This is a genomic window from Pseudomonas sp. ZL2 (assembly GCF_054788455.1).
In genome coordinates this window covers 1-20,300 of record NZ_JBGOGX010000013.1, presented here as the reverse complement: position 1 = coordinate 20,300, position 20,300 = coordinate 1, and the positions used below count along the sequence as shown (strand labels likewise).

18 protein-coding genes are annotated in these 20,300 nt (G+C 63.9%); 8 read left to right on the top strand and 10 right to left on the bottom strand.

Going from position 1 to position 20,300, the window contains the following annotated elements; all coding sequences use genetic code 11:
- Positions 1-34 precede the first annotated feature (34 nt).
- Positions 35-2,452: a TonB-dependent siderophore receptor gene (locus ABM562_RS12060; RefSeq protein WP_460422076.1), complete on the top strand. Its 2,418-nt coding sequence runs from the start codon at positions 35-37 to the stop codon at positions 2,450-2,452.
- Between the two features lie 137 nt (positions 2,453-2,589).
- Here the strand turns inward: ABM562_RS12060 and ABM562_RS12055 are convergent, their stop codons facing one another.
- A complete protein-coding gene (locus ABM562_RS12055; RefSeq protein WP_115087062.1) occupies positions 2,590-3,069 on the bottom strand; it encodes a VOC family protein in 480 nt (159 codons plus the stop codon).
- 78 nt (positions 3,070-3,147) lie between these two features.
- Between ABM562_RS12055 and ABM562_RS12050 the strand changes: the two genes are divergently transcribed.
- Positions 3,148-3,498 carry a hypothetical protein gene (locus ABM562_RS12050; protein WP_115087063.1) on the top strand — a complete coding sequence of 117 codons (351 nt, stop codon included), beginning with the start codon at positions 3,148-3,150 and terminating at the stop codon, positions 3,496-3,498.
- A gap of 8 nt (positions 3,499-3,506) precedes the next feature.
- Here ABM562_RS12050 and ABM562_RS12045 read toward each other — a convergent pair whose 3' ends face one another.
- From ABM562_RS12045 to ABM562_RS12035, 3 genes are read right to left on the bottom strand one after another with little or no spacing between them, the layout of a single operon-like run.
- Positions 3,507-4,871, bottom strand: coding sequence for a TolC family protein (locus tag ABM562_RS12045; protein ID WP_115087064.1), 1,365 nt, complete (start codon positions 4,869-4,871; stop codon positions 3,507-3,509).
- Entirely contained in the window at positions 4,868-7,003 is a 2,136-nt protein-coding gene (locus ABM562_RS12040; protein ID WP_460422106.1) for a peptidase domain-containing ABC transporter, read from the bottom strand. The genes ABM562_RS12045 and ABM562_RS12040 overlap by 4 nt, the downstream gene beginning before the upstream one ends.
- 44 nt (positions 7,004-7,047) lie before the next feature.
- The gene (locus ABM562_RS12035; protein ID WP_460422073.1) at positions 7,048-8,301 is read right to left on the bottom strand and encodes an HlyD family secretion protein; all 1,254 of its coding nucleotides are present in this window, start codon (positions 8,299-8,301) and stop codon (positions 7,048-7,050) included.
- 285 nt (positions 8,302-8,586) lie between these two features.
- On the opposite strand from ABM562_RS12035, the gene ABM562_RS12030 reads away from it, so the two are divergent.
- The gene (locus tag ABM562_RS12030) at positions 8,587-8,805 is read left to right on the top strand and encodes a hypothetical protein (RefSeq protein WP_115087066.1); all 219 of its coding nucleotides are present in this window, start codon (positions 8,587-8,589) and stop codon (positions 8,803-8,805) included.
- A gap of 73 nt (positions 8,806-8,878) precedes the next feature.
- Here the strand turns inward: ABM562_RS12030 and ABM562_RS12025 are convergent, their stop codons facing one another.
- A complete protein-coding gene (locus ABM562_RS12025) occupies positions 8,879-9,052 on the bottom strand; it encodes a hypothetical protein (protein ID WP_166675674.1) in 174 nt (57 codons plus the stop codon).
- A gap of 141 nt (positions 9,053-9,193) precedes the next feature.
- Here ABM562_RS12025 and ABM562_RS12020 point away from each other — a divergent pair, with 141 nt between their 5' ends.
- The gene (locus ABM562_RS12020) at positions 9,194-10,219 is read left to right on the top strand and encodes a DUF1176 domain-containing protein (protein ID WP_460422071.1); all 1,026 of its coding nucleotides are present in this window, start codon (positions 9,194-9,196) and stop codon (positions 10,217-10,219) included.
- A 66-nt stretch (positions 10,220-10,285) separates the two neighbouring features.
- Positions 10,286-11,443 carry a hypothetical protein gene (locus tag ABM562_RS12015; protein ID WP_460422069.1) on the top strand — a complete coding sequence of 386 codons (1,158 nt, stop codon included), beginning with the start codon at positions 10,286-10,288 and terminating at the stop codon, positions 11,441-11,443.
- A gap of 1 nt (position 11,444) precedes the next feature.
- Here ABM562_RS12015 and ABM562_RS12010 read toward each other — a convergent pair whose 3' ends face one another.
- Positions 11,445-12,074 (bottom strand): DUF3885 domain-containing protein, encoded by a 630-nt coding sequence (locus ABM562_RS12010; protein ID WP_233673696.1) that lies wholly within the window; start codon positions 12,072-12,074, stop codon positions 11,445-11,447.
- Between the two features lie 107 nt (positions 12,075-12,181).
- Between ABM562_RS12010 and ABM562_RS12005 the strand changes: the two genes are divergently transcribed.
- A complete protein-coding gene (locus tag ABM562_RS12005; RefSeq protein ID WP_134062143.1) occupies positions 12,182-12,487 on the top strand; it encodes a chorismate mutase in 306 nt (101 codons plus the stop codon).
- A gap of 47 nt (positions 12,488-12,534) precedes the next feature.
- Here the strand turns inward: ABM562_RS12005 and ABM562_RS12000 are convergent, their stop codons facing one another.
- The 4 genes from ABM562_RS12000 to ABM562_RS11985 all read right to left on the bottom strand — a co-directional run bounded on the left by ABM562_RS12000 (position 12,535) and on the right by ABM562_RS11985 (position 17,707).
- Positions 12,535-14,532, bottom strand: coding sequence for a peptidase U32 family protein (locus ABM562_RS12000; protein WP_460422067.1), 1,998 nt, complete (start codon positions 14,530-14,532; stop codon positions 12,535-12,537).
- Positions 14,533-14,722: 190 nt separating this feature from the next.
- A complete protein-coding gene (locus ABM562_RS11995) occupies positions 14,723-15,103 on the bottom strand; it encodes a RidA family protein (RefSeq protein ID WP_115087072.1) in 381 nt (126 codons plus the stop codon).
- 51 nt (positions 15,104-15,154) lie between these two features.
- Positions 15,155-16,867, bottom strand: coding sequence for an amidase (locus tag ABM562_RS11990; RefSeq protein WP_134062145.1), 1,713 nt, complete (start codon positions 16,865-16,867; stop codon positions 15,155-15,157).
- Positions 16,868-17,155: 288 nt separating this feature from the next.
- Positions 17,156-17,707, bottom strand: a complete 552-nt coding sequence (locus ABM562_RS11985; RefSeq protein ID WP_233673697.1) for a hypothetical protein — start codon at positions 17,705-17,707, stop codon at positions 17,156-17,158.
- A gap of 280 nt (positions 17,708-17,987) precedes the next feature.
- Between ABM562_RS11985 and ABM562_RS11980 the strand changes: the two genes are divergently transcribed.
- On the top strand, positions 17,988-19,220 hold the full coding sequence (locus ABM562_RS11980) for a DUF1444 domain-containing protein (RefSeq protein ID WP_460422064.1): 1,233 nt from the start codon (positions 17,988-17,990) through the stop codon (positions 19,218-19,220).
- Between the two features lie 215 nt (positions 19,221-19,435).
- Entirely contained in the window at positions 19,436-19,990 is a 555-nt protein-coding gene (locus ABM562_RS11975) for a UPF0149 family protein (protein ID WP_115087076.1), read from the top strand.
- Positions 19,991-20,300 lie beyond the last annotated feature (310 nt).

Below are 20,300 nucleotides of genomic sequence, written 5' to 3'. Positions count from 1 at the left end.
TCAAGGGCATGTGAACCTAAAAGAGAGCGCAACAATGCCCGCACTGACACGCCACCGAACGCGCCTGGCGTCTTCGTTTTCGTCCCCTACCCTGTGCCTGATGCTCGGCCTGGCGTCGTTGGCCCCGCTAGCGGCGCTGGCCGACAGCGCCACCCGCAGCTACCAGGTACCGGCTGGCGAACTGGGTGCGGCGCTGACCCGTTTCGCCGCCCAGGCCGGGGTCAGCCTGTCGGTGGACCCGGGCCTGGTCAATGGCCGGCGCAGTGCCGGTCTGAATGGCAGTTTCAGTGTGGATGAAGGTTTTGCCCGGCTGCTGCAGGGCTCTGGCCTGCAACTGCAACCGGTGGCTGCGGGCGCCTACACCTTGGTGCCTGCCCCGCAAAGTGGCGACGCCGTGGAAATCGCCCCGACCAGCATCCTCGGGGCCCATAACGGTGCTGACGACGATGGCCAGCGCTATGCCGGTGGCCAGGTCGCCCGCCGTGGTTCGCAAGGCTTGCTGGGCTCGCGGGACTTCATGGAAACGCCCTTCAGCATGACCACCTATACCAGCGAGGCGATCAAGGGCCAGCAGGCGCGGACCCTCGGCGACCTGATCGCCAGCGACCCGTCGGTGCGCGCCACCAACCCCGCCGGTGGGCGCTTCGAGCAATTCACCATTCGCGGCTTCAGCCTGTTCAACAGCGATGTCGCCTACAACGGCCTGTATGGCATCCTGCCGACCTATTCCATCGACATGGAAATGGCCGACCGCGTCGACATCATCAAAGGCCCCAGCCAACTGATCAACGGCATCTCGCCGCGGGGCAGCGTCGGCGGCGGTATCAACGTGGTGCCCAAGCGCGCCAGCGACAAACCGATCACCGAGCTCACCGGCAGCTACGCCTCAGACAGCCAGCTCGGCGGCGCCGTGGACATCGGCCGGCGCTTTGGTGAGGACGGCAAGTTCGGCCTGCGCTTCAATGGCGTCAAGCAAGCTGGCGACACCGAATGGGACCAGCAGAGCGTCGACCGCGAGATGGCCGTGCTCGGCCTGGACTTTCGTGGCGAGCGGCTGCGCCTGTCCACCGATATCGGCCATACCGAGCGCAACACCGATGCGCCCCAGGAGCGGGTGATCGTTGGCGCCAATGCCAAGGTGCCGGATGCCGAGGAGGTGCGGCGCAACTACGCCCAGGCCTGGAGCAAGGCGCGCACCAACGATACCTTCGGCACAGTGAACGCCGAATACGACATCAACGACTCGCTGATGGCCTACGGCGCGGTCGGCGCGCGCAAGAGCAACCACGACTTCCTCCGCCATAACGTGCCGGTCTCCAACGATGCCGGCGACTTCAGCGTCCAGCCGCGCGACTTCACCCGCGACGAAAACGTGCGCACCGCCACCGCCGGCCTGCGCAACTGGTTCGAAACCGGCCCGGTGAGCCACGAGGTCAACCTGGCGGCCAACTATTTCTACATGGACTTCGAGAACGGCGGTGGGCGTTATGCGGCCGGTCCGAGCAACCTCTACAACCCGCGCCCTACCCCCACCCCCGGCACCCTGCTGCGCTCGGACCCCAAGGTCTATACCGAGAACCGCTTCAGCGGCGTGGCGTTGTCCGACACCTTGGGCTTTTTCGACCAGCGCCTGTTGCTGACCCTGGGCGCGCGCTGGCAGCGGGTCCAGGTCGATGACTGGAGCGACGGCATCAAGGGCGACACTGCCTATGATGAAGAGAAGCTCTCGCCCTCGGGCGGCATCCTGTTCAAGCTCACCGACCAGCTCTCGCTGTATGCCAACTACATGGAAGGCCTGAGCCAGGGCAAGATCGCCCCGTCGACTTCGATCAACGAAGACCAGATCTTTGCGCCGTTCATCAGCCGCCAGGTGGAAGTCGGCGCCAAGTATGACCTGGGCAGCTTCGCCCTGACCGCCAGCGCCTTTCGCATCAAGCAGCCGGCCTACGAGACCAACGCCACTACCCGGGTGTTCGGTCCCAACGGCAAGCGCGAGAACAAGGGCGTCGAGCTCAACGTGTTTGGCGAGCCGCTCAAGGGCTTTCGCTTGCTGGGTGGGGTGATGTACATCGACAGCGAACTGACCGACACCGTCGGCGGCAGCTTCGACGGCAACCGCGCCCCGGCAACACCGGAGTACAACGTCAGCCTGGGCGCCGAGTATGACGTGCCTGCCCTCGCCGGCCTGACCCTGACGGCTCGTGGCCTGCATTCCAGCTCGCAATACCTGGACCAGGCCAACAGCAAGCAGATCGACGGCTGGGAGCGCTACGACCTCGGTGCGCGCTATGCCTTCAAGGTCGATAACAAGGACATCACCCTGCGCGCCAGTGTCGAGAACGTGCTGGACGACCGCTACTGGGCTTCGGCGGGTGCCTCGGATGACAGTGAGGCGGGGCTGACCCTGTCGACGCCGCGGACCTACCTGGTGTCAGCGACCCTGGGTTTTTGAGGGCACAGCGGTTAGCTGCAACAGGATCCCTGTGGGAGCTGGCTTGCCAGCGATGAGGCCGGTCCAGTCAATACATCAAGTGCTGACCGGACTACGACCGCTGCGCGCTCGATCGCTGGCAAGCCAGCTCCCACAGTTCAACCCCTGACCGCCGCCTCAATCACCGCAATATCAATCTTGCGCATCCCCATCATCGCCTCGAAGGCGCGCTTGGCCGCGGCGCGGTCTGGGCTGGTCACCGCCTCGACCAGCACCCGTGGCGAGATCTGCCACGACAGCCCCCACTTGTCCTTGCACCAGCCGCAGGCGCTTTCCTGGCCGCCATTGCCGACAATGGCATTCCACAAGCGATCGGTTTCCGCCTGGTCTTCGGTCGCGACCTGGAACGAGAACGCCTCGTTATGCTGGAACATCGGGCCACCGTTGAGCCCCACGCAGGGGATGCCCAACACGGTAAACTCCACGGTCAGCACATCCCCCTCCTTGCCTGAGGGGAAGTCGCCCGGCGCCCGGTGCACCGCACCGACCTTGCTGTCGGGGAAGGTTTGCGCGTAAAAGGTCGCAGCCTCCAGTGCGGTGCCGTCGTACCAGAGGCAGAGGGTCGTTTTATGGCTCATCCTGGTTCTCCACGGTTGGTGAATGGCAGGTTGATTCTAGTCAGGAAGACAGCGGACATACGTGAGGATTTATACAGCATGACCAGAATCAGCATTGCCTGCGCCTCACCCAGCAGTGACCTGGAAATCGCCAAATTTCTGCATCAACGCTTGAAGATGTCGATCAGTGGCGCACGCCAACTGCTGGCCAGCGGCGCCCAGGGCTGTTTCTTCAGCGCCGAACTCTATGGCAATGATCATGTCCAGCGCGATCAGGACATTCGCGACATCCTCGCCTTCTTCCGGCAACAGCAACTGCCCCTGCTGCTGGTTGAAAGCGACGAGGGCCAGGCGCCGGAGGCGCTGCCTGCAGAGGATCTGGAGCAATACTCAATCGCAGAAGAGCACCTGCTCAATGCGCTGGATGCGGCCCAAGGGCGTTACTGCTAGCGCGCGGTTCACAACGCGCCATTCAACTGCCCCAGGTCCGCCGCCAGTTGCAACCTGGCGGTGTACCAGTTGACCAGCGACTCCACTCGCCGCTGCTCGGCGATGGCCAGTTCATTCTGCGCCCTGAGCAGTTCGATAATGCTGCCCACCCCGGCCTTGTAGCGCCCCAACGCGACCTGATGGGATTGTCCGGCACTGGCGACGAAGCTGCGGCTGAGCGCCAGGGCGCGGGTGCGCGCATCCAGGGCCTGGCGGCTTTTCCAGACGTTGAGAGCGACGCTGCGTTCGGTCTGCTCCAGCGCCTGCTCGCGGGCGCCGGCTTCGTAGTCGGCGGCGCGGGCACGACGACGGCTGAGGAAGCCGTCGAAGATCGGCACGGTGATCTGTACACCCACGCTCCAGGTCTCGATCTGCTGACGCGTCGACACCTGGTCGATCGGCGTGTCCTCCTGCTGGTAGCTGCTGAACAGCGACACCTTCGGGCGCCCTTCGGCACGCGCTTCATCCGCCTTGGCGCGCGTGGCGAACCAATCCGCGCGGGCCTTTTCGATAGCCGGATGCTGGGCCTTGGCCTGCGCCATCAGGGCATCGACACTGGCCATGAACTCGCCCTCCTGTCCCGCCGGCTCGTTCATGGCGCTGAGCGTCAGCGGTGCCGAGGGTGACAGCCCGAGGGCACTGGCCAGGGCGCCCTGGGCCGCAGCGTACTCACCCTCGGCCAGCACCCGTTCAAGCTGCGCCTGGTCGTGGGTGGCCTGGGCCTGCAGGCGGTCGGTCTGCTCGCCGGCCCCGGCCTGGTATTTGGCCGTGGCCGCCTTGAGGCTGTTGGCCGCCAGGGATTCGGCGCTGCGCTTGGCCTCGAGCAACGCGGCGTTGGCCTGGACCTGGTAGAAGGCTTTGCTGGTGTCGAGCACCGTGGCCTGGATTTTCTCCACGCGACTGCTGCTGGCAGCGTTCAACAACTGGCGGGCGCCCTCGACTTTCGCCGCCCGCAGGCCAAAGTCATACAGCACCCAGCTCAGATTCAGGCCATAGCTGTTGGTGCGGGTGTTCAAGGTCGAGTCAGCTTCGGGAAAGTTGTCAAAGCGCGTCTTGCGGCTTGCTCGTCCGCTGCTGGCCTGGGCTTGCACGGTCGGCCAATAGGCCGAGTACTCGGCATCGAGGCTGGCCTGGCTGCTCAGTTGCGACAGCCAGGCTTCACGCACTTCAGGATCGGCGCACAGGGCGATGGCCACGGCACTGGACAACGCCAGCGGCTCTGCCGGGCTTAACCTGCCCGGGCAGGCATCGAGGGGTTCGGCGGCCATGCCCGGCGCGACCCTCCAGACTGCCAGCAAGGCAGCCAGACACAACCTCAGCAGGTGGTGGTTCATGACGAAGACGCCGCACCACGGGCAACTTCACCTGGCTCGGCTGGCGCCTGCTCATCCGCCTCGATCAGCGGCCCGTCATAGACCACTCGGCCGTTGTCCAGCGCCAGCACCCGGCGTGCCGAGCGAATGGTATCGGGGCGATGGGCGACAATGATGCGGGTGATATTCAGCGCTTGCAGGGCATGGTTGACCGCCGCCTCCCTGGCGATGTCGAGGTGGCTGGTGGCCTCGTCGAGAAACAGCAGCTTGGGCCGCCGGTACAGCGCCCGGGCCAGCAGGATGCGTTGCTTCTGCCCACCCGACAGCACCGTGCCCATGTCGCCCACCAGGGTGTTGTAGGCCATGGGCATCTGCGCGATGTCGTCATGCACCGCCGCCATGCGCGCGCACTGCTCGACCCAGCGCGGGTTGGCCTCGGCGCTGAAAAAACTGATGTTGTCGGCAATCGAGCCGGCAAACAGCACATCATCCTGCAGCACCGTGGCGCTGACCCGTCGCAGCCGCTCCAGGTTATGGCTATCGATGGCAACACCGTCGAGCAGCACGCTGCCGCTGCTGGGGGCCAGAATGCCGAGCATGACGTTGAGCAAGGTGGTCTTGCCGCCACCCGAAGGGCCGACAATCGCCAGCGAGTCCCCGGCTTCGATACGCACCGACACGTCATCGAGCACATAGGGCTCGTGCTCGGAATAACGGAACTTGAGCTGGCGCACTTCCAGGCTCGGCACGCTGTCGACGGCGTCATTGTCGTCAACGGACGGGGACTGCCTGGGCTCGGGCACCTGCAGGAGGATATCGGCCAGGCGCTCGCCATGCAGGCGCAGCATCAGCACATCCACCAGCTTGTCGATCAGCCCGGCCACACGGCTGTTGAACTGCTCCTTGTAGGCGTTGAAGGCAATCAGCATGCCGGCGCTGAACTGGCCATCGAGCACCAGCCTGGCGCCGAGCCAGATCACCAGCACGGTCACCAGGCCGAACAGCAGGCCATTGAAGGCACGGTAGGCCAGCTCCAGCTTTTGCGGGCGCAAACCGGCGTTGATTTCCTCGACCAACAGGCTGCCCCAGGCGCTGGCACGTTGCTCCTGATGGCCGAACAACTTGATGGTGCGCACCCCGCGCATGCTTTCCAGAAAGTAGCTCTGCTGCCGGGCGGCATGCACCAGTTGCTCTTCGCTGGCGCGGCGCAACGGGCCGAACCAGGCCCAGCGGGCCAGCGCATAGACAACCATGGCCAGCAGCGCGATCAGTGCCAACGGCGGGCTGTAGGCGAACATCAGGCCGAGGGTCACCAGGGTCATCAGGCCGTCGAGCAGGGCTTCGACAAACGAGGTGGTCAGGGTGTGCTGGATCGATTTCAACGAGCCAAAGCGCGAGACGATATCGCCCAGGTGGCGGCGCTCGAAGAAGGCCACGGGTAAGCGCACCAGGTGGCTGAAGACGTTGATCTGCCATTGCGCGCTGAGCATGGTGCCCAGGTACATCAATGCCCAGGAACGGCCCAGCGCCAGGGTTTGCTGCATTACCAGCAACAGGCCGAAGCCGATCGCCAGCACCGCCAGCAGGTCCAGGTCGGCGCTGACCAGCACCTTGTCGATCACCGTTTGCAAAAAAAACGGGCTGAGTACCATGCACAGCTCCAGCGCCGCCGCCAGCAACAGCACGTGGCGCAGTACCCCGCCAAAGCCTTGCACCCGGCCCAGCAACTGACGCAACCGCAGCGGCGGGTTGGCCGGCCCCGGCTGGAAATCGCTCTGTGGCCACAACTCCAGGGCCACGCCGGTGAAGGCTGCCGAGACTTCATCGAACGACAGTTGGCAAACGCCGCGCCCCGGATCGTGCAGGGTCACCCCGCGCGGGCCGACCTCCTTGAGCACCACGAAGTGGTTGAAGTTCCAGTGCAGCACACAGGGCAAGCGCAATTGCCCCAGCGCTTGCAATTCCAGACGCAACGGCCGGCTGGCCAGGCCCAACTGGCTGGCCATGGCCATCAACTGCTTGAGGGTTGCGCCCTTCATCGACGGCGACAGTTTCTGGCGCAGCGAGAACAGGTCGTGGCGCTGGCCGTGGAAGCCGGCGATCATCGCCAGGCAGGCCTGGCCGCACTCGGCGGCTTCGGCCTGGAGCACCATGGGCAGCTTGCGGCCGATGCCGAAAGCCAGCGGTTGGCGAATGTTCAAAGGCGTTTCCCTATGCCGCGCAGGGGTTCAAGCAGCCACTCGTAGAGGGGCATGTTTTCCTGCAGGATGTCTGCGTCCAGTTGCATGCCCGAACGCAAGCGCTCGTTCAGCCCGCGCCCGCGCATGTCTTGTTGTTCGAGGGTGACCCTGACCCGGTACATCGGGCCCAGCTCGCGCTGCTGCTCGGAGACGCCGCCCACGCTCATGATTTCATCGGCCGGCAGCGCGCTGCGTGACACCGACGCTACCGTGCCGCGGGCCAGGCCGAAGTGCTGGTAGGGATAGGCCTGATAGCGCAGCAGCACCGCATCGCCGGCACGTACGAAGCCCGCCGCACGGCTGGGCACATAGAGTTCGGCATACAGCTGGGCATCCGTGGGCACGATGCTCAGCAACGGCCGGTTGCTGTCGGCGCGGGTGCCATTGACCACGCCAACGGCCGTCACCTCACCACTGGCCGGCGCGGTAATCACCACCTGGCGTTTGACTTCGCTTTCCAGCAGGCTGCCCTGGCTCTCCGACAAGCGCCGCTCAAGCTCGGCCAGTTGCTTGCCCTGGTTGAACGGCAACTCGGCAAGTTCGGCGCGCAAGGTCGCGATATCGTTACGCAACGACAACAACGAACGGCTCAGTTCCTCGCTACGCAGGCGCACTTCCAGCACGGCATCCTGCTTTTCCTGCAACTGGTCGCGGGACACATAGTCCTGACGTTGCAGGTCGGCATAGCGCGCGGCAATACCCTGGGCCAGCCCCAGGCGCTGGCGGCTTATGTCCATTTGCGTGACGATTTTCTGCTGCTCGCTTTCCAGCACCGCCAGGCGTCGGCGCTTGCCCTCCAGCTCCTGCAGGTGCAGCGCGCGGGTGGTAGCGATTTCGTCTGTCAGGCTGTCGTTACGGCGCTTGATCAAGCGGCTGATGGCGACGTGCGCACCACCGGCCTCGGCGTACAGGTCACTGCCCAGCGCCATCAGCGTAGCGCCCGCGGCAACGGTCTGCCCCTCGGCTGCGGCAAGGTCTTGGACAACTCCCGGCTGTGGCGCAAATACCTTGATCAGGCCACCCTGGGGCACCAGCACGCCGGTCACGGTGGCGCGGCGGGTATAGGTGGCGCAGGCCAGAAACACCATCAACAACACGCTGAACAGCAGCGCAGCAAGTGCCGCCCAGCGCAGGGGCACGGGCGCCACCAGCAGCACACTGCCCAACTCCTTGTCACGCCGTGCATGCACGGCTTCGCTCCTGAATAACATGCCAATCCATGACCCGGCGGATAACGTTAATAACACTGAACAGACCATTCAGCTGAGTCCGTAGCAGCATAACGGCGGATTAATCCGCAGGCACTAGCACACTTGTACTATTGCACTTTGATCCGGGGCATCACTAACTTGTCCGGGGATCGAAACAGCGAACAACTGTAATTAAAACTGTGATCGGTCTCTCATTTTTAAAATGAGTAATACGTTGCGCCCAGGCCCTCTCCTGGGGGGGATCAACCTAGGACGAACCCACTGTATCAACGAGGTAACTATCTCATGACCCATGCCCAAAACATCGACATGACCACCGCCACGCCAGCCGCCCTGCGGGTGCTGGACGATCAGGAAGTAGACCAGGTAAGCGGCGGATTTTCCGTCAGCGCAGGCTCCTGGACACTGACCGGTGGTTCCTACAACTTCGGCGCTGGCGCCGGTTACCGCTTTGACTTGTACAAAGGCGGCGCCCATCAGGGCAGTTACACCATGTGCAAATAAACTCAGCGATTATATGAGTTTGAAGTAAGCGAAGGGCCATTGCGGCCCTTCGTTCTATATACAAGGATGATAGTTAATTGCCATCAGCTACCTTGCGTTCAATCTCGGCGATCTTGCGGCTGAGCTCTTCGGCGGCGTCTGCCTGGGTACGATGGGTGGTCGGGGTGATCGGCCGGTTGGCAGGGTCGTTGTCTTCAGCAGGCTTGTCCGTCTCGTTGGCGGGCTTGTCGCGGTCATGGCTGTTCATTGCAGTTACCTCCCGTGTCATACCCGTTGGATAGCACGCCAGCCTCGGAGTTCTCATCGGCAACGGCTTGAAGTTGGCCAGGCTTCTGCGATGATGCGCGGCCAAAACGCACGTTCGCTTACCCCGCAGGATTGAAACCCAATGGTTGACGCAAGATGGAACTGGCTGCCCTTGATGCTCCTGCCCGCCCTGACCCTGGCCGCGCCCGAACCGGAGCCGGTGCTCAAGCAGTTCAAGGAATGGGTCGTGGGCTGCGACAACACCCTGCGCTGTACCGCCGTTTCACGTAGCGTCGACCAGGGCGCGGGCCTTGAGCTTGTGCGCGAAGCCGGGGCCGAAGGTGCCACCGCCTTGACCCTGTTCACCGACGCCAGTGTCGACCTGGGCGCCAGGCTGCTGGTCGACGGCGGCCCGGCGCCAACGGGATTTCGCCCAGGCTCCCAAGGGCAAATGCGCTATCACGCAAAAGGCGACGTCGCGGTACGGTTGTTGCGCCAACTGCGCAACGGCCAGACCCTGACCTTGGACACTACCAACGGCCAGCACCCGGTATCACTGCAGGGCCTGAGTGCATCCTTGCTGTTTATCGATTCGCTGCAAGGACGTATCGGTCACCCCAGCGCCTTTGTAAACCCCGGCACGCGGCCAGACAGTCAACTGCCGCCAGCACCGCCGACGCCCATGCTTGCCCCCTTCACCCCGGCGCCAGGCTTGAGCGACGCCGAGCAACAAGCCATCGCTGACGCAGTCATTGCCATCACCCGGCTTGAGTGGAGCGAGCCCGAGCATGACAACTGGCAAGCCGAAGCCGAGGTCTCGCCGCTGGACGCGACCCATGTGCTGGTAGGCCTGCGTTACGGCTGTGGGACCCAGGGCTGCATGTACAGCTACTACCGCGCCTTGCGAACAGCGCCCTATCAACCCACCGCGCTGCACATCTCGGTCCCCAAACATGATGTACTGGGCGGCGAGATGTATGGCTTTTTCAAGTTCGACCCGGCCCGCGGCGAGCTGACCCAGTTGCAGCCGGGAGGGCGCTACTGCGGCGCCAATGCAACCTGGCGCTATGACGGCGCGGTGATGCAGCTCAAGGCATTTAGCCGGATGAGCTGGTGCGACAGTGTCGATACCGCCCATTGGCCACAGATCTGGCGTACCGAGGGATAGCGCCAGGCATACAGCTTGGCGCAGGCATTCGGTACACTCCGCGCTTTGACCCTAGAGCTCATGCGCATGGATGCCCTCGCCCGCTTCGTCCTCAAGCCGCTTGCTGCGGGCCTCGGTGTGTTCACCCTGACCGCTTGCAGTCTCATCCCAGCAGGTGGCGAGACCGAGCCGCCAGGCGACGGCCACCTGCCCATGCACCAGCGTCAGGCTCCCGACTGGCGAGCCCTGAACCTGGACGCGGATCAGGACTGGCTGCTGATCGACCTAAACAGCCTGCAGCATGAGGGCGGCATTACCTACGCCTGGACCGGCATCCAGCGCCACCGCTATCCGATGCAATACGGCCACGCGGTGATGGCCCTGCACAGCCGCGAGCACCTGGCGTTTTATTGCGAGCGCCAGCTCATCAGCCGGCAAAGCCAGTTCTTCCTCGACAACGACAACCGCGTAGACAGCACCCGGCTCAAGTCGCAGCCCTTCAGCGCGTTCTACCGGCAGGCCCCGCTGTACTATCAGCAGTTGTTCAACGCCGCCTGCCAACCGCCGGCCGAGCTTGCCAAGCTTGCGCCGCTCAAAGCCCGTACGCCGTTGCCGCCGCCGTTCCTGCCGCCCAGGGCCAGGCCTGAAGTGCTTGCGGTCATCGCCGCCCTGCAGCTGCCGGCGCCACGCCTGCCCCTGCACAGGCTGGACTATCGCTACGAGGCGAAGCTGACCGACGGGAACGCTACCGTCGACAGGCCGCGCCAGGTGTTCCTCAGCACCAACAGCCGCTCCGGCCAGTTGTTGCTACAGGCCGTGGACCCGACGATAGCGCAACAGCTGCAACTGAGCTTTCGCGGCCTGTTCGATCTGGCCGCACGCGGTATCGACATCATGACCGGGCAGGAACAGGACGCCAGCGACAGCTTGACCGCGCTGTCATTCACCGGCGCCTGGCAAACCCTGCCCGCCCATGCGCAACTGAGCTACACCATCAGCTATGCCGGGCAAACCGCGAGCATTACCCGCACCACCCACTGCCAGGTCGGCAAGGCGCGACCGGCCAGCACCTTGCACCCGGCCCTGCAGGGCAGCGCCAAGCCGTTGACCTGCACCTGGCAGAGCCCACGCGGCAACCGTTGGGTCGAAGGCTACAGCTACCTGAGCGACTATGGCGTGTTCGTCCGTACCCGAGAAGACAACCCGCTGGGCACCTGGCGCTGGAAAATCGAGTCGCTGCAGTGAGTCAATGCAGGACGGTGGCGAAAGTCGCGTCCATGCGCTCGCGGTCGTAGTCCAGCAGCCACGGCTGGTGCTGGCGGTACAACAGCGAGAGCACGTCGTGGTTGGGGCCCACCACATCCATGCCCCGATCGTCATAGGGCAAGGCCATCAACCGCTGGTTGAGGTTGAACAGGTAGACACCGCAGCAAGGGTTCGGGCGAATAGTCCCCGGATTATCGGCCAATGCGCACCAGAGCACCGGTTGCAGCAGCGACAGTGGCGCCTCGAAGGCGAGGTGCAGCCAGTACTCGGGCTGATGCTCTTCGAACCAGTCGTCCGGGTCCAGCCGCTGGCTCCACAGCGAGCGCTGGGCGGGGATGCGAATACCGGCGGCACGCAGGTCGCGCAACACGTCGCGATGGGCAAAACCGTTACCGTTGGAGTGCACGCGCAGGCACACCACCATCGATTGCTCGCCGGCAAACAGGTCGCGGCACACCGTGGTTGCCTTGCTGACCGCCAGCAGAAACCGTTCGATGTCGCTACCGCCTTCGGCCAGCTCGAAGCGCAGGCCTTGCGGGTAGGTATAGAAAAGCGGCCTGGCGAAGGCCAGGCCGCTGAAAATGTGCTGGATTTGCAGTTGTAGAGTCACGATACCTTCCTGGCTGTCGGCCCCACACTTCAGGGGCCAGAGTCCGTTCAGGCATACTACTGGAAATCAGCCGGCCACTGCCACGCTGTCAACGGGAAGGGGTTCACATGGACGTACGCTGCACATCGATTGAAGAAGTTCGCGAGCACATTGATCGCATCGACCGCGAACTGGTCGCCCTGCTCGCCCGGCGCGGCAACCTGGTCAACCAGGCGGCGGCGTTCAAGAAAACCCGCGACGACGTCCGCGCCCCGGCGCGGGTCGAACAGGTGATCACCAAAGTGCGCGCCCTGGCCACGGAATCTGGCGCGCCCGGTGACGTGGTCGAGCGGGTTTATCGGGCGATGATCGCGGCCTTCATCGAGGAAGAGCTAAAGGCGCATGCGGCGTTGCCAGGGCAGCCAGCACCTTAGGACGATCGCGGGGCAAGCCCGCTCCCACAGGCCCCGCGATGCCTCACTCAGTGCGGTGCGCGCGGGATGGTTTTGAGCAGGTCTTCAGGGCTGATATGCCCGACCACCTGCTGCACGCTGCCCGGTTGCGGCAGGCCAAGAATGTGGCCTTTCATCTTGCCGATCACGTGCATCTCGCACGGCTTGCAGTCGAACTTCAGGGTCAGCACTTCATCGCCGTGAATCAGCTGCATCGGCGCCACCTTGGTGCGCACGCCGGTGACGCCCTTGGCCTGCTTGGGGCACAGGTTGAAGGAGAAACGCAGGCAGTGCTTGGTGATCATCACCGGCACTTCGCCCGCCTCTTCGTGGGCCTCGTAGGCGGCGTCGATCAGCTTGACCCCGTGACGGTGATAGAAGTCGCGGGCCTTCTGGTTGTAGACGTTGGCCAGGAACGACAGGTGCGACTCCGGATACACCGGCGGCGGGTTGGTCTCGGCCTTGCGGCCACCGCGCGGGTGGGCCTGGATACGCGCTGCAGTCAGTGCTTCGATGACCTCGCGGCGCAGCGCCTTGAGCTGCGAATTGGGGATGAAGTACGCCTGCGGTGCATCGAGCTGAACGGCGGTGGCGTGATACTCGGTGGTCCCCAGCTGGCCGAGCAGGTCGCGCAGTTGCTCCAGCGCCTGCTCCGGCTTGTTGGCCAGGCCGAACGGGCCGTCCAGGGCGACGCTGGCACTGATGCCCTCCTCGCTGGTGGCGGTCAGGACCAGACGCTGTTCGTCCAGCTTGGCGACCCAGGCCAGGCCGATACGGCGCTCAGCCGAAGTCTTCTGCAGGGCCTGCTGCCAGTTGTGGTCGAGGTTGCGGCTCAGCGGATGGTTGGGCCGCAGCTGGTGCATGCCCTTGGGCATCTCGTTGGGTTCGACGCGGTAGCGGTAGCGCTTCTCGCCGTCTTCATCGAACTCGCCTTTGGCCTCGGCGATGTTGGCACGGAACCCCACCACTTCGCGCTTGACCAGCACATTGAGGCCGTCGCCGTTGGACAGCGGCTCATGGGTGACCACCTGCAGGTCGCGCTTGCCGACTTTCTCGACCACGCCCACCGGCAGGCCGGTGAAGGTCGGCGAGTCGAAGGCGCCGATGTCGATCTTGCGCTCGCTGACAAAGTAGTCGGTGCTGCCGCGGTGGAAGGTCTTGTCCGGGTCGGGCAGGAAGAAGTGCGCGGTGCGCCCGCTGGAGGCGCGGGCCAGGTCCGGGCGGTCTTCGAGCACGGCGTCCAGGCGCTGGCGGTAGTAGGCGGTGATGTTCTTCACATAGCCCATGTCCTTGTAGCGCCCTTCGATCTTGAACGAGCGCACGCCGGCTTCGACCAGGGCGCGAATGTTGGCGCTCTGGTTGTTGTCCTTCATCGACAGCAGGTGCTTTTCGTAGGCGATCACCCCGCCCTTTTCGTCCTTGAGGGTGTACGGCAGACGGCAGGCCTGGGAGCAGTCGCCACGGTTGGCGCTGCGGCCGGTCTGGGCGTGGGAGATGTTGCACTGGCCGGAGAAGGCCACGCACAGGGCGCCGTGGATGAAGAACTCGATCGCCGCTTCGGTTTCGTCGGCGATGGCACGGATTTCCTGCAGGTTCAGCTCACGGGCCAGAACCAGCTGGGAAAAGCCGGCCTGGTCGAGGAACTTGGCCCGGGCCAGGGTACGGATGTCGGTCTGGGTGCTGGCGTGCAGCTCGATCGGCGGGATGTCCAGTTCCATCACCCCCAGGTCCTGGACGATCAGCGCGTCGACGCCGGCATCGTACAGTTCGTGGATCAGCTTGCGCGCCGGCTCCAGCTCGTTGTCGTGGAGGATGGTGTTGATGGTGGTGAACACCCGGGCGTGGTAGCGACGGGCGAATTCCACCAGTTGGGCGATATCGCTGACTTCGTTGCAGGCGTTATGGCGGGCGCCAAAGCTCGGGCCGCCGAGGTACACGGCGTCGGCGCCATGCAGGATGGCCTCGCGGGCGATGGCGACATCGCGGGCGGGGCTGAGCAATTCCAGGTGATGCTTGGGCAGGGACATGTTTTTTTAGTCAGGCTGTCACGGTCGAGGCGCGCATTGTAGCGGCGAAACGCCCGATCGGCACCCGTAGCCTGCCCGGTGGCCTGTGTAGGCCAATCGCTGGCAAGCCAGCTCCCACAGGTTCGGCGGGCGCAAGACCTGTAGGAGCGGGCTTGACCCGCGATGAGGCCAGCCCAGCCGCCGCAACAACTCAGGCCTTGGCCGCCATCGCCGTCACTTCCACACGCATCCCTTCAACCGCCAGCGAAGCCACGCCAACCGCGGCGCGTACCGGCCAGGGCTTGGCGAAGAAGCGCTGGTACACCTCGTTGAAGGCGGCCCGCTCGGCCATGTCGGTGAGGTAGATGGTCAGGTGCAATACCCGGTCCATGGAGCTGCCGGCGCGCTCCAGGGCGACCTTCAGCGCCTGCAGGGTGCACTCGCTCTGGGCAGTGATGTCGCCCAGTTCCAGGCTGCCGTCGGCACGGGTGGGGATCTGGGTCGAGACCAGGATGCCACCGAAACCGGCAACGTCGGAGGAGATCGAGTCGGCGTCCGGGTCGGGGATGAAGCTGATGTCTTGGTTAGCCATGGGTATCTCGTGTCTGGGGAAATAAAAAGGGCGGTCGCCCGCCCCTTTTTGTTACTTGCCGCTGGCCAGCGCTGGCGTACGCGGTGGCACCAGGCGCTTGGACCCGGTCGACTCGAATGCAGCCGCCAGGCGCAGCAACGACGAATCGTCGTAGGCGCGACCGGCAAAGGTCAAGCCCACCGGCATGCCGATATCGGCCATCACGCCCATCGGCACGGTCACCGTCGGCACGCCCAGGTGACGGATCGCCAGGTTGCCGTTGGCCACCCACACGCCGTTGCTCCAGGCAATGTCGGCGGACGCCGGGTCGACATCGGCGTTGGCCGGGCCAACGTCGGCGACGGTCGGGAAGATCACCACGTCGAGCTTGAGCGCATCCATCCAGTCTTCAAGGTCAATGCGGCGGGTCTGTTCCAGGCCGCGCAGGCCATCCGGCACGGTGCTGATCTGGTCCCACGGGGTGATGCCGCGCTCGGCCATGCGCACGTACTCGTCCATACCAGCGGCCAGGTCGCCTTCGCGGTTGGGCAGCGTGCCCGGATCATGCGGGAAAATCTTCGGCCCGTCGACGTCGACCAGGCGGTTGAGTTTGGGGTCGCCGTTGGCCTGGAGGAAATCATCGAAGGCCCAGGCGGTCAGGTCCCATAGTTCATGGTGGAGGAATTCCTTGGACACCAGGCCGCGGTTGAACACGGTCGGCGCGCCCGGGCGGTCGCCCTCGCAGTTGGACACCAGCGGGAAGTCGACTTCGATCACTTCGGCGCCGGCCGCTTCCAGCGCCTTGCGCGCCTGCTCCCACAGGGCGATCACCGATGGCCGGGTGTTGATCCGCTGCCCGGTCGGGCCACCGATGCCGGGGGCTTCGCTGGTGCCGGCTTCAGGGTCGGCGTTGATGTACATGCGCGGCACGCCGAAACGCTTGCCCTTGAGCGCTTCGGCATCGGCCGCCAGCTCGTGATAGGACGCCGGGCGCACCGAGTCGACGCTGGGGATTGGCACCCAGGGCTGCAGGCGCCACAGGTCGCCGCGTTTGTCCGGGTCTTCGGCGACGACGATGTCGAGCACTTCCAGCAGGTCGGCCATGGTCCGCGCAAAGGGCACCACCACGTCCATGGTCGGCGTCAGCGGCCAGTTGCCGCGCACCGAGATGACCCCGCGCGACGGCGTGTAGGCGCACAGGCCGTTGTTCGACGCCGGGCCACGACCACTCGACCAGGTTTCTTCCGCCAGGCCGAAGGCCGCGAAGCTGGCGGCGGTGGCGGTACCGGCACCGTTGGACGAGCCGGAGGCGAACGGTGCGGTCAGGTAATCGGCGTTGTACGGGCTTTCGGCGCGGCCATAGACACCGCGCTGCATGCCGCCGTTGGCCATCGGCGGCATATTGGTCTTGCCCAGGCAGATGGCGCCGGCAGCGCGCAGGCGCTCAACGGTGAAGGCGTCGCGGTAGGCCACAAGGTCAGCGAAGGCCGGGCTGCCGGAGGCGGCAGTCAGGCCCTTGACCAGGTAGCTGTCCTTGGCGGTGTAAGGAATGCCGTCGAGCGGGCCGAGGGTCTGGCCCTTGGCGCGGCGTTCGTCGCTAGCTTGTGCTTCTTTCAGGGCTTCGAGGTTGCGCACCACCACGGCGTTGAGCTTGGTGGCGGTATTCGGGCCGTCGTAGGCGTCGATGCGCGCCAGATAGGCCTGGACCAGTTCAACCGCGGTGGTCTGGCCGGACTCGAGCGCAGCGCGCAGCTGGGCAATGGAAACCTCTGTGACTTCGATCATGCTGCTACCGCCGACTGTTGATGGGTGACTGGATGAAGGCTTCCATCACAAGGGGTCTGGAGCACAGGGACTTCACGAATTTCAAGATGGGTTGTCATAGTTGTTCTCATTGCACGGCATGACGCGGCAGGGTCTGGACGAATTACCTGAGCGGCCTATTTAGCACCAAAAATGCCCACAGAGGAACGGGGGCCCAGTGGGCAGCGGTGCATTGAGCCAAGTGCGAGGCTGCACAATCAGCCCAAGCGCGATCTACCGGGGTGACTTCGCGTCAGAAGACCGTACGGTTCAACGAGTAGCACGCCAATAGACATACTGAGGCAGAAGAGCGACCACATAAGCAATACCAAAACACCCGAGCACCAAGGCGTAGTCCTTGCTTCCAAAGAAATGCAAGTCCAATGCGACGCCAAGTACAACACCTGTCACGGCCGTCCCGGCCTTGGCCGACAACCACTCAAAGAGCCAGAAGAGAGAAAGCAACGCATAGGTGGCCTTACCCAACACTTTTGCTTTGCTCAGCGGAAAGAGCATGCCGAATGAAAAGTCCTTATTAGCCCGCAATACAGCTCGACACTGCGCAAAATGTTTCGGGTCCCGCTTGTTAATGCCATACAGCAACGCAGTAATGCCCAACCCTGGCAACATGCAGACAATAAGTATTGTGGCGGCGACTTTCGTATTCAAAGCCTCTTCGATAAAAAACTGATTTGCGCCACACAGATAACTTGAAAAACACGGCAACCACCAACCTTGGGCACAACCGCGAGTCAGGACAAACGTAAGGATGGCCGTTCCGAGAAAAGCCAGAATCAAAAAACGCTTGGGAATTAAACGCACACAGGCTCCAACATCCAACAACAATCAAATCACGACCCACGGGCAAATCTGGAGCCATTGTTCAAACGCGGAGTATTCCAATGCAACAGCACGACCGTAATCACCGAACACAAGCGTGCCACAAGTAATAGCCAAATGCCAGTAAGTGCATTTTGCTTGCGCCAGTATTCAACCCTGCAATGGCGTACGGTTTAAGCCACCAGAGTTCGGCATGTTCAGCTTTACCCCTCCCGACGCAACAAGCATCATGCACAGTTCACGCTCACGGAGGATTTCGCACATGTTCAGGGCACTTTTCGACAGGCTCTTCAAGCGCACACCTACCGAGGATGAGTTTGCCCGGACCTTCATCAAGGCCGCTCGCACAGGCGGTTATGGCGAGCCTCTCGAGTACCTGGCAGATGAATTTCGCCTGCGCTACGGCGACAGCGGCTACTTCAACCTGCACAACGCCTACCGCGACTACCTGAACGCCGACAAATCGCGCAAAGCCGACGTGCTCAACAGTTACCTGCGCGCCCTGATCGACACCCGCAACACCAGTGCAGCACAGACCCTGGAGCAGGTTCGCCCGCTGCTGCGGCCGGTGATCCGCAACCTGGCCATGCTCGAAGAGATCCGCCTGCACCATGTGCGCAGCGAAGGCTGGGACTCGCCCTGCCCGCTGGCCTGGCAACCGCTCTCGGAGGATTGCGCGACCTTGCTGGCAGTCGATCACCCCGACACCACCTCGACCCAGACCATGGGCCCGCCAAAGGATTGGGGCATTACCCTTGAGCAAGCATTGGCAATCGCTCTCGACAACCTGCGCGACGCCAGCCCCGATGCCTTCGAACCGATCCTGCCCGGTTTGTACCAGGGCGCCTGGAAGGACGGCTACGACACCAGCCGGGTGCTGCTGCCCGACGTGCTGCAGCGCGCGCCGGTTTTGGGCCAGCCGGTGTTCATGATGCCCAGTCGTGATGTGTTGATGGTCACTGGTGACAAAGATGACGAAGGCTTGCGCCAGATGGTCGAGCTGAGCTTCCACGCGCTGGAGAACGGCCGTGCGCAGTCCAGCCAGATCTACACCTATCACGACCGCCGGATCGTCCCGTTCCAGGTGCAGGATGCGCACCTGCAAGCGCGCCTCGGCGACTTGCAGCGCCTGTTGCGCCACGGCATCTATAGCTCGCAGAAAGAGTTTCTCGACAAGATCCACGAAGCCCATCCGGAGGACATCTTCGTCGCCACCCACAGGCTCTACAGCGATGCCGACCACCCCGGCGGCAGCTTTTCGATAGCGGCCTGGACCGAGGGCGTGTTCACCTCGTTGCCGAAAACCGACCGGGTGATCCTGGTCCAGCCTCAGGCAAACGGTTCGGCACACACCCGGGTGGTTGCCTGGTATGAGGTCGAGTCGCTGCTGGGCGAGCTGCTGACTAAAGACGGCGAGCTCTATCCACCACGCTTTCGCACCCTCGGTTTTCCCAGCGCCGAGCAGTTGAGCCAGCTGACGCCCATGGGTGAATAAACGGCGTTGTGGACGGCGGCGTGGCAGTTGGACCTGCAGACCGTACGATGCCCAGGCTAAAACCGTCGGCCACCGCCTGGTCCTGGCGGTGGGCAGCCAACTGATGCGAGCGGCCCTGGGCGAGGCCAGCGATGAGCTGGGGCTGGATAAAAGTGGCACAAAGCGCCATCCTCCCCGCCTTTTGCCTGCGCGCCTGACCTGCCAAGGAGATTCCCATGCACGACCTGCCACTTGCCGCCGCCGACTTCGAGTTCCTCGAAGCTACCTTGCAGAGGTACGGCGATGACCATTCGGTGCTCAACGCCTCGGAGCTCGACGGTTATTTCACCGCGCTGGTTTCGAGCCCGGTGCAGGTGGACATCAGCGAGTGGTTCCCGGCCATCTGGGGTGGCCAGAACCCGGAATGGCAAAGCGCGCAGGAGTGCCAGCGCTTTGTCGAACTGTGTGCCCGTCATTTGAACAGCCTGGCGACCCAGCTGGTTGAGGCGCCACAGGCGTTTGCGCCTCGTCTGGAGCAGACTGAACACCTGGGCCAGCCACTGCCGCTGGCGGAGGAATGGTGCTTTGGTTACCTGCGCGGCATGGCCATCGCCAACTGGCCTGCGCTACCGGCGCCACAGGCGCAGGCGTTGCAGGTGATTACCGGGTGGGCCGAGCAGGATGAATTCGAGCTGCCGGCGGATCTGGACGTGACCTTGCACCGTCAGCGGGTAGTGGCGATTGCCCCGGCGGCGCGGGCGTTGCATGACTACTGGCTGGCGCAGCGCTAGAACGCTTGTGCCTGTGTCGCCTGGATTGCGACCGCTGTGGGAGCTGGCCTTGCCGGCGATGAGGCCGGTACAGCCAGCACATCAGGTGTGGCCTGGATTACGACCTCTGTGGGAGCTGGCCTTGCCAGCGATGAGGCCGGTACAGCCAGCACATCAGGTGGTGTCTGGATTACGACCGCTGCGCGCTCGATCGCTGGCAAAGCCAGCTCCCACAGGTTCGGCGTACACAAATCCACTGTGGGAGCTGGCTTGCCGGCGATGAGGCCGGTACAGCCAGCACATCAGGTGTCGCCTGGATTGCGACCGCTGC

What these genes read in the sequence shown, in the direction of transcription:
- ABM562_RS12060 (WP_460422076.1), top strand. Translation starts at nt 35, where the DNA reads ATGCCCGCACTGACACGCCACCGAACGCGCCTGGCGTCTTCGTTTTCG.
- ABM562_RS12055 (WP_115087062.1), bottom strand. Translation starts at nt 3,069, where the DNA reads ATGAGCCATAAAACGACCCTCTGCCTCTGGTACGACGGCACCGCACTG.
- ABM562_RS12050 (WP_115087063.1), top strand. Translation starts at nt 3,148, where the DNA reads ATGACCAGAATCAGCATTGCCTGCGCCTCACCCAGCAGTGACCTGGAA.
- ABM562_RS12045 (WP_115087064.1), bottom strand. Translation starts at nt 4,871, where the DNA reads ATGAACCACCACCTGCTGAGGTTGTGTCTGGCTGCCTTGCTGGCAGTC.
- ABM562_RS12040 (WP_460422106.1), bottom strand. Translation starts at nt 7,003, where the DNA reads ATGGTGCTCCAGGCCGAAGCCGCCGAGTGCGGCCAGGCCTGCCTGGCG.
- ABM562_RS12035 (WP_460422073.1), bottom strand. Translation starts at nt 8,301, where the DNA reads ATGTTATTCAGGAGCGAAGCCGTGCATGCACGGCGTGACAAGGAGTTG.
- ABM562_RS12030 (WP_115087066.1), top strand. Translation starts at nt 8,587, where the DNA reads ATGACCCATGCCCAAAACATCGACATGACCACCGCCACGCCAGCCGCC.
- ABM562_RS12025 (WP_166675674.1), bottom strand. Translation starts at nt 9,052, where the DNA reads ATGAACAGCCATGACCGCGACAAGCCCGCCAACGAGACGGACAAGCCT.
- ABM562_RS12020 (WP_460422071.1), top strand. Translation starts at nt 9,194, where the DNA reads ATGGTTGACGCAAGATGGAACTGGCTGCCCTTGATGCTCCTGCCCGCC.
- ABM562_RS12015 (WP_460422069.1), top strand. Translation starts at nt 10,286, where the DNA reads ATGGATGCCCTCGCCCGCTTCGTCCTCAAGCCGCTTGCTGCGGGCCTC.
- ABM562_RS12005 (WP_134062143.1), top strand. Translation starts at nt 12,182, where the DNA reads ATGGACGTACGCTGCACATCGATTGAAGAAGTTCGCGAGCACATTGAT.
- ABM562_RS12000 (WP_460422067.1), bottom strand. Translation starts at nt 14,532, where the DNA reads ATGTCCCTGCCCAAGCATCACCTGGAATTGCTCAGCCCCGCCCGCGAT.
- ABM562_RS11995 (WP_115087072.1), bottom strand. Translation starts at nt 15,103, where the DNA reads ATGGCTAACCAAGACATCAGCTTCATCCCCGACCCGGACGCCGACTCG.
- ABM562_RS11990 (WP_134062145.1), bottom strand. Translation starts at nt 16,867, where the DNA reads ATGATCGAAGTCACAGAGGTTTCCATTGCCCAGCTGCGCGCTGCGCTC.
- ABM562_RS11980 (WP_460422064.1), top strand. Translation starts at nt 17,988, where the DNA reads ATGTTCAGGGCACTTTTCGACAGGCTCTTCAAGCGCACACCTACCGAG.
- ABM562_RS11975 (WP_115087076.1), top strand. Translation starts at nt 19,436, where the DNA reads ATGCACGACCTGCCACTTGCCGCCGCCGACTTCGAGTTCCTCGAAGCT.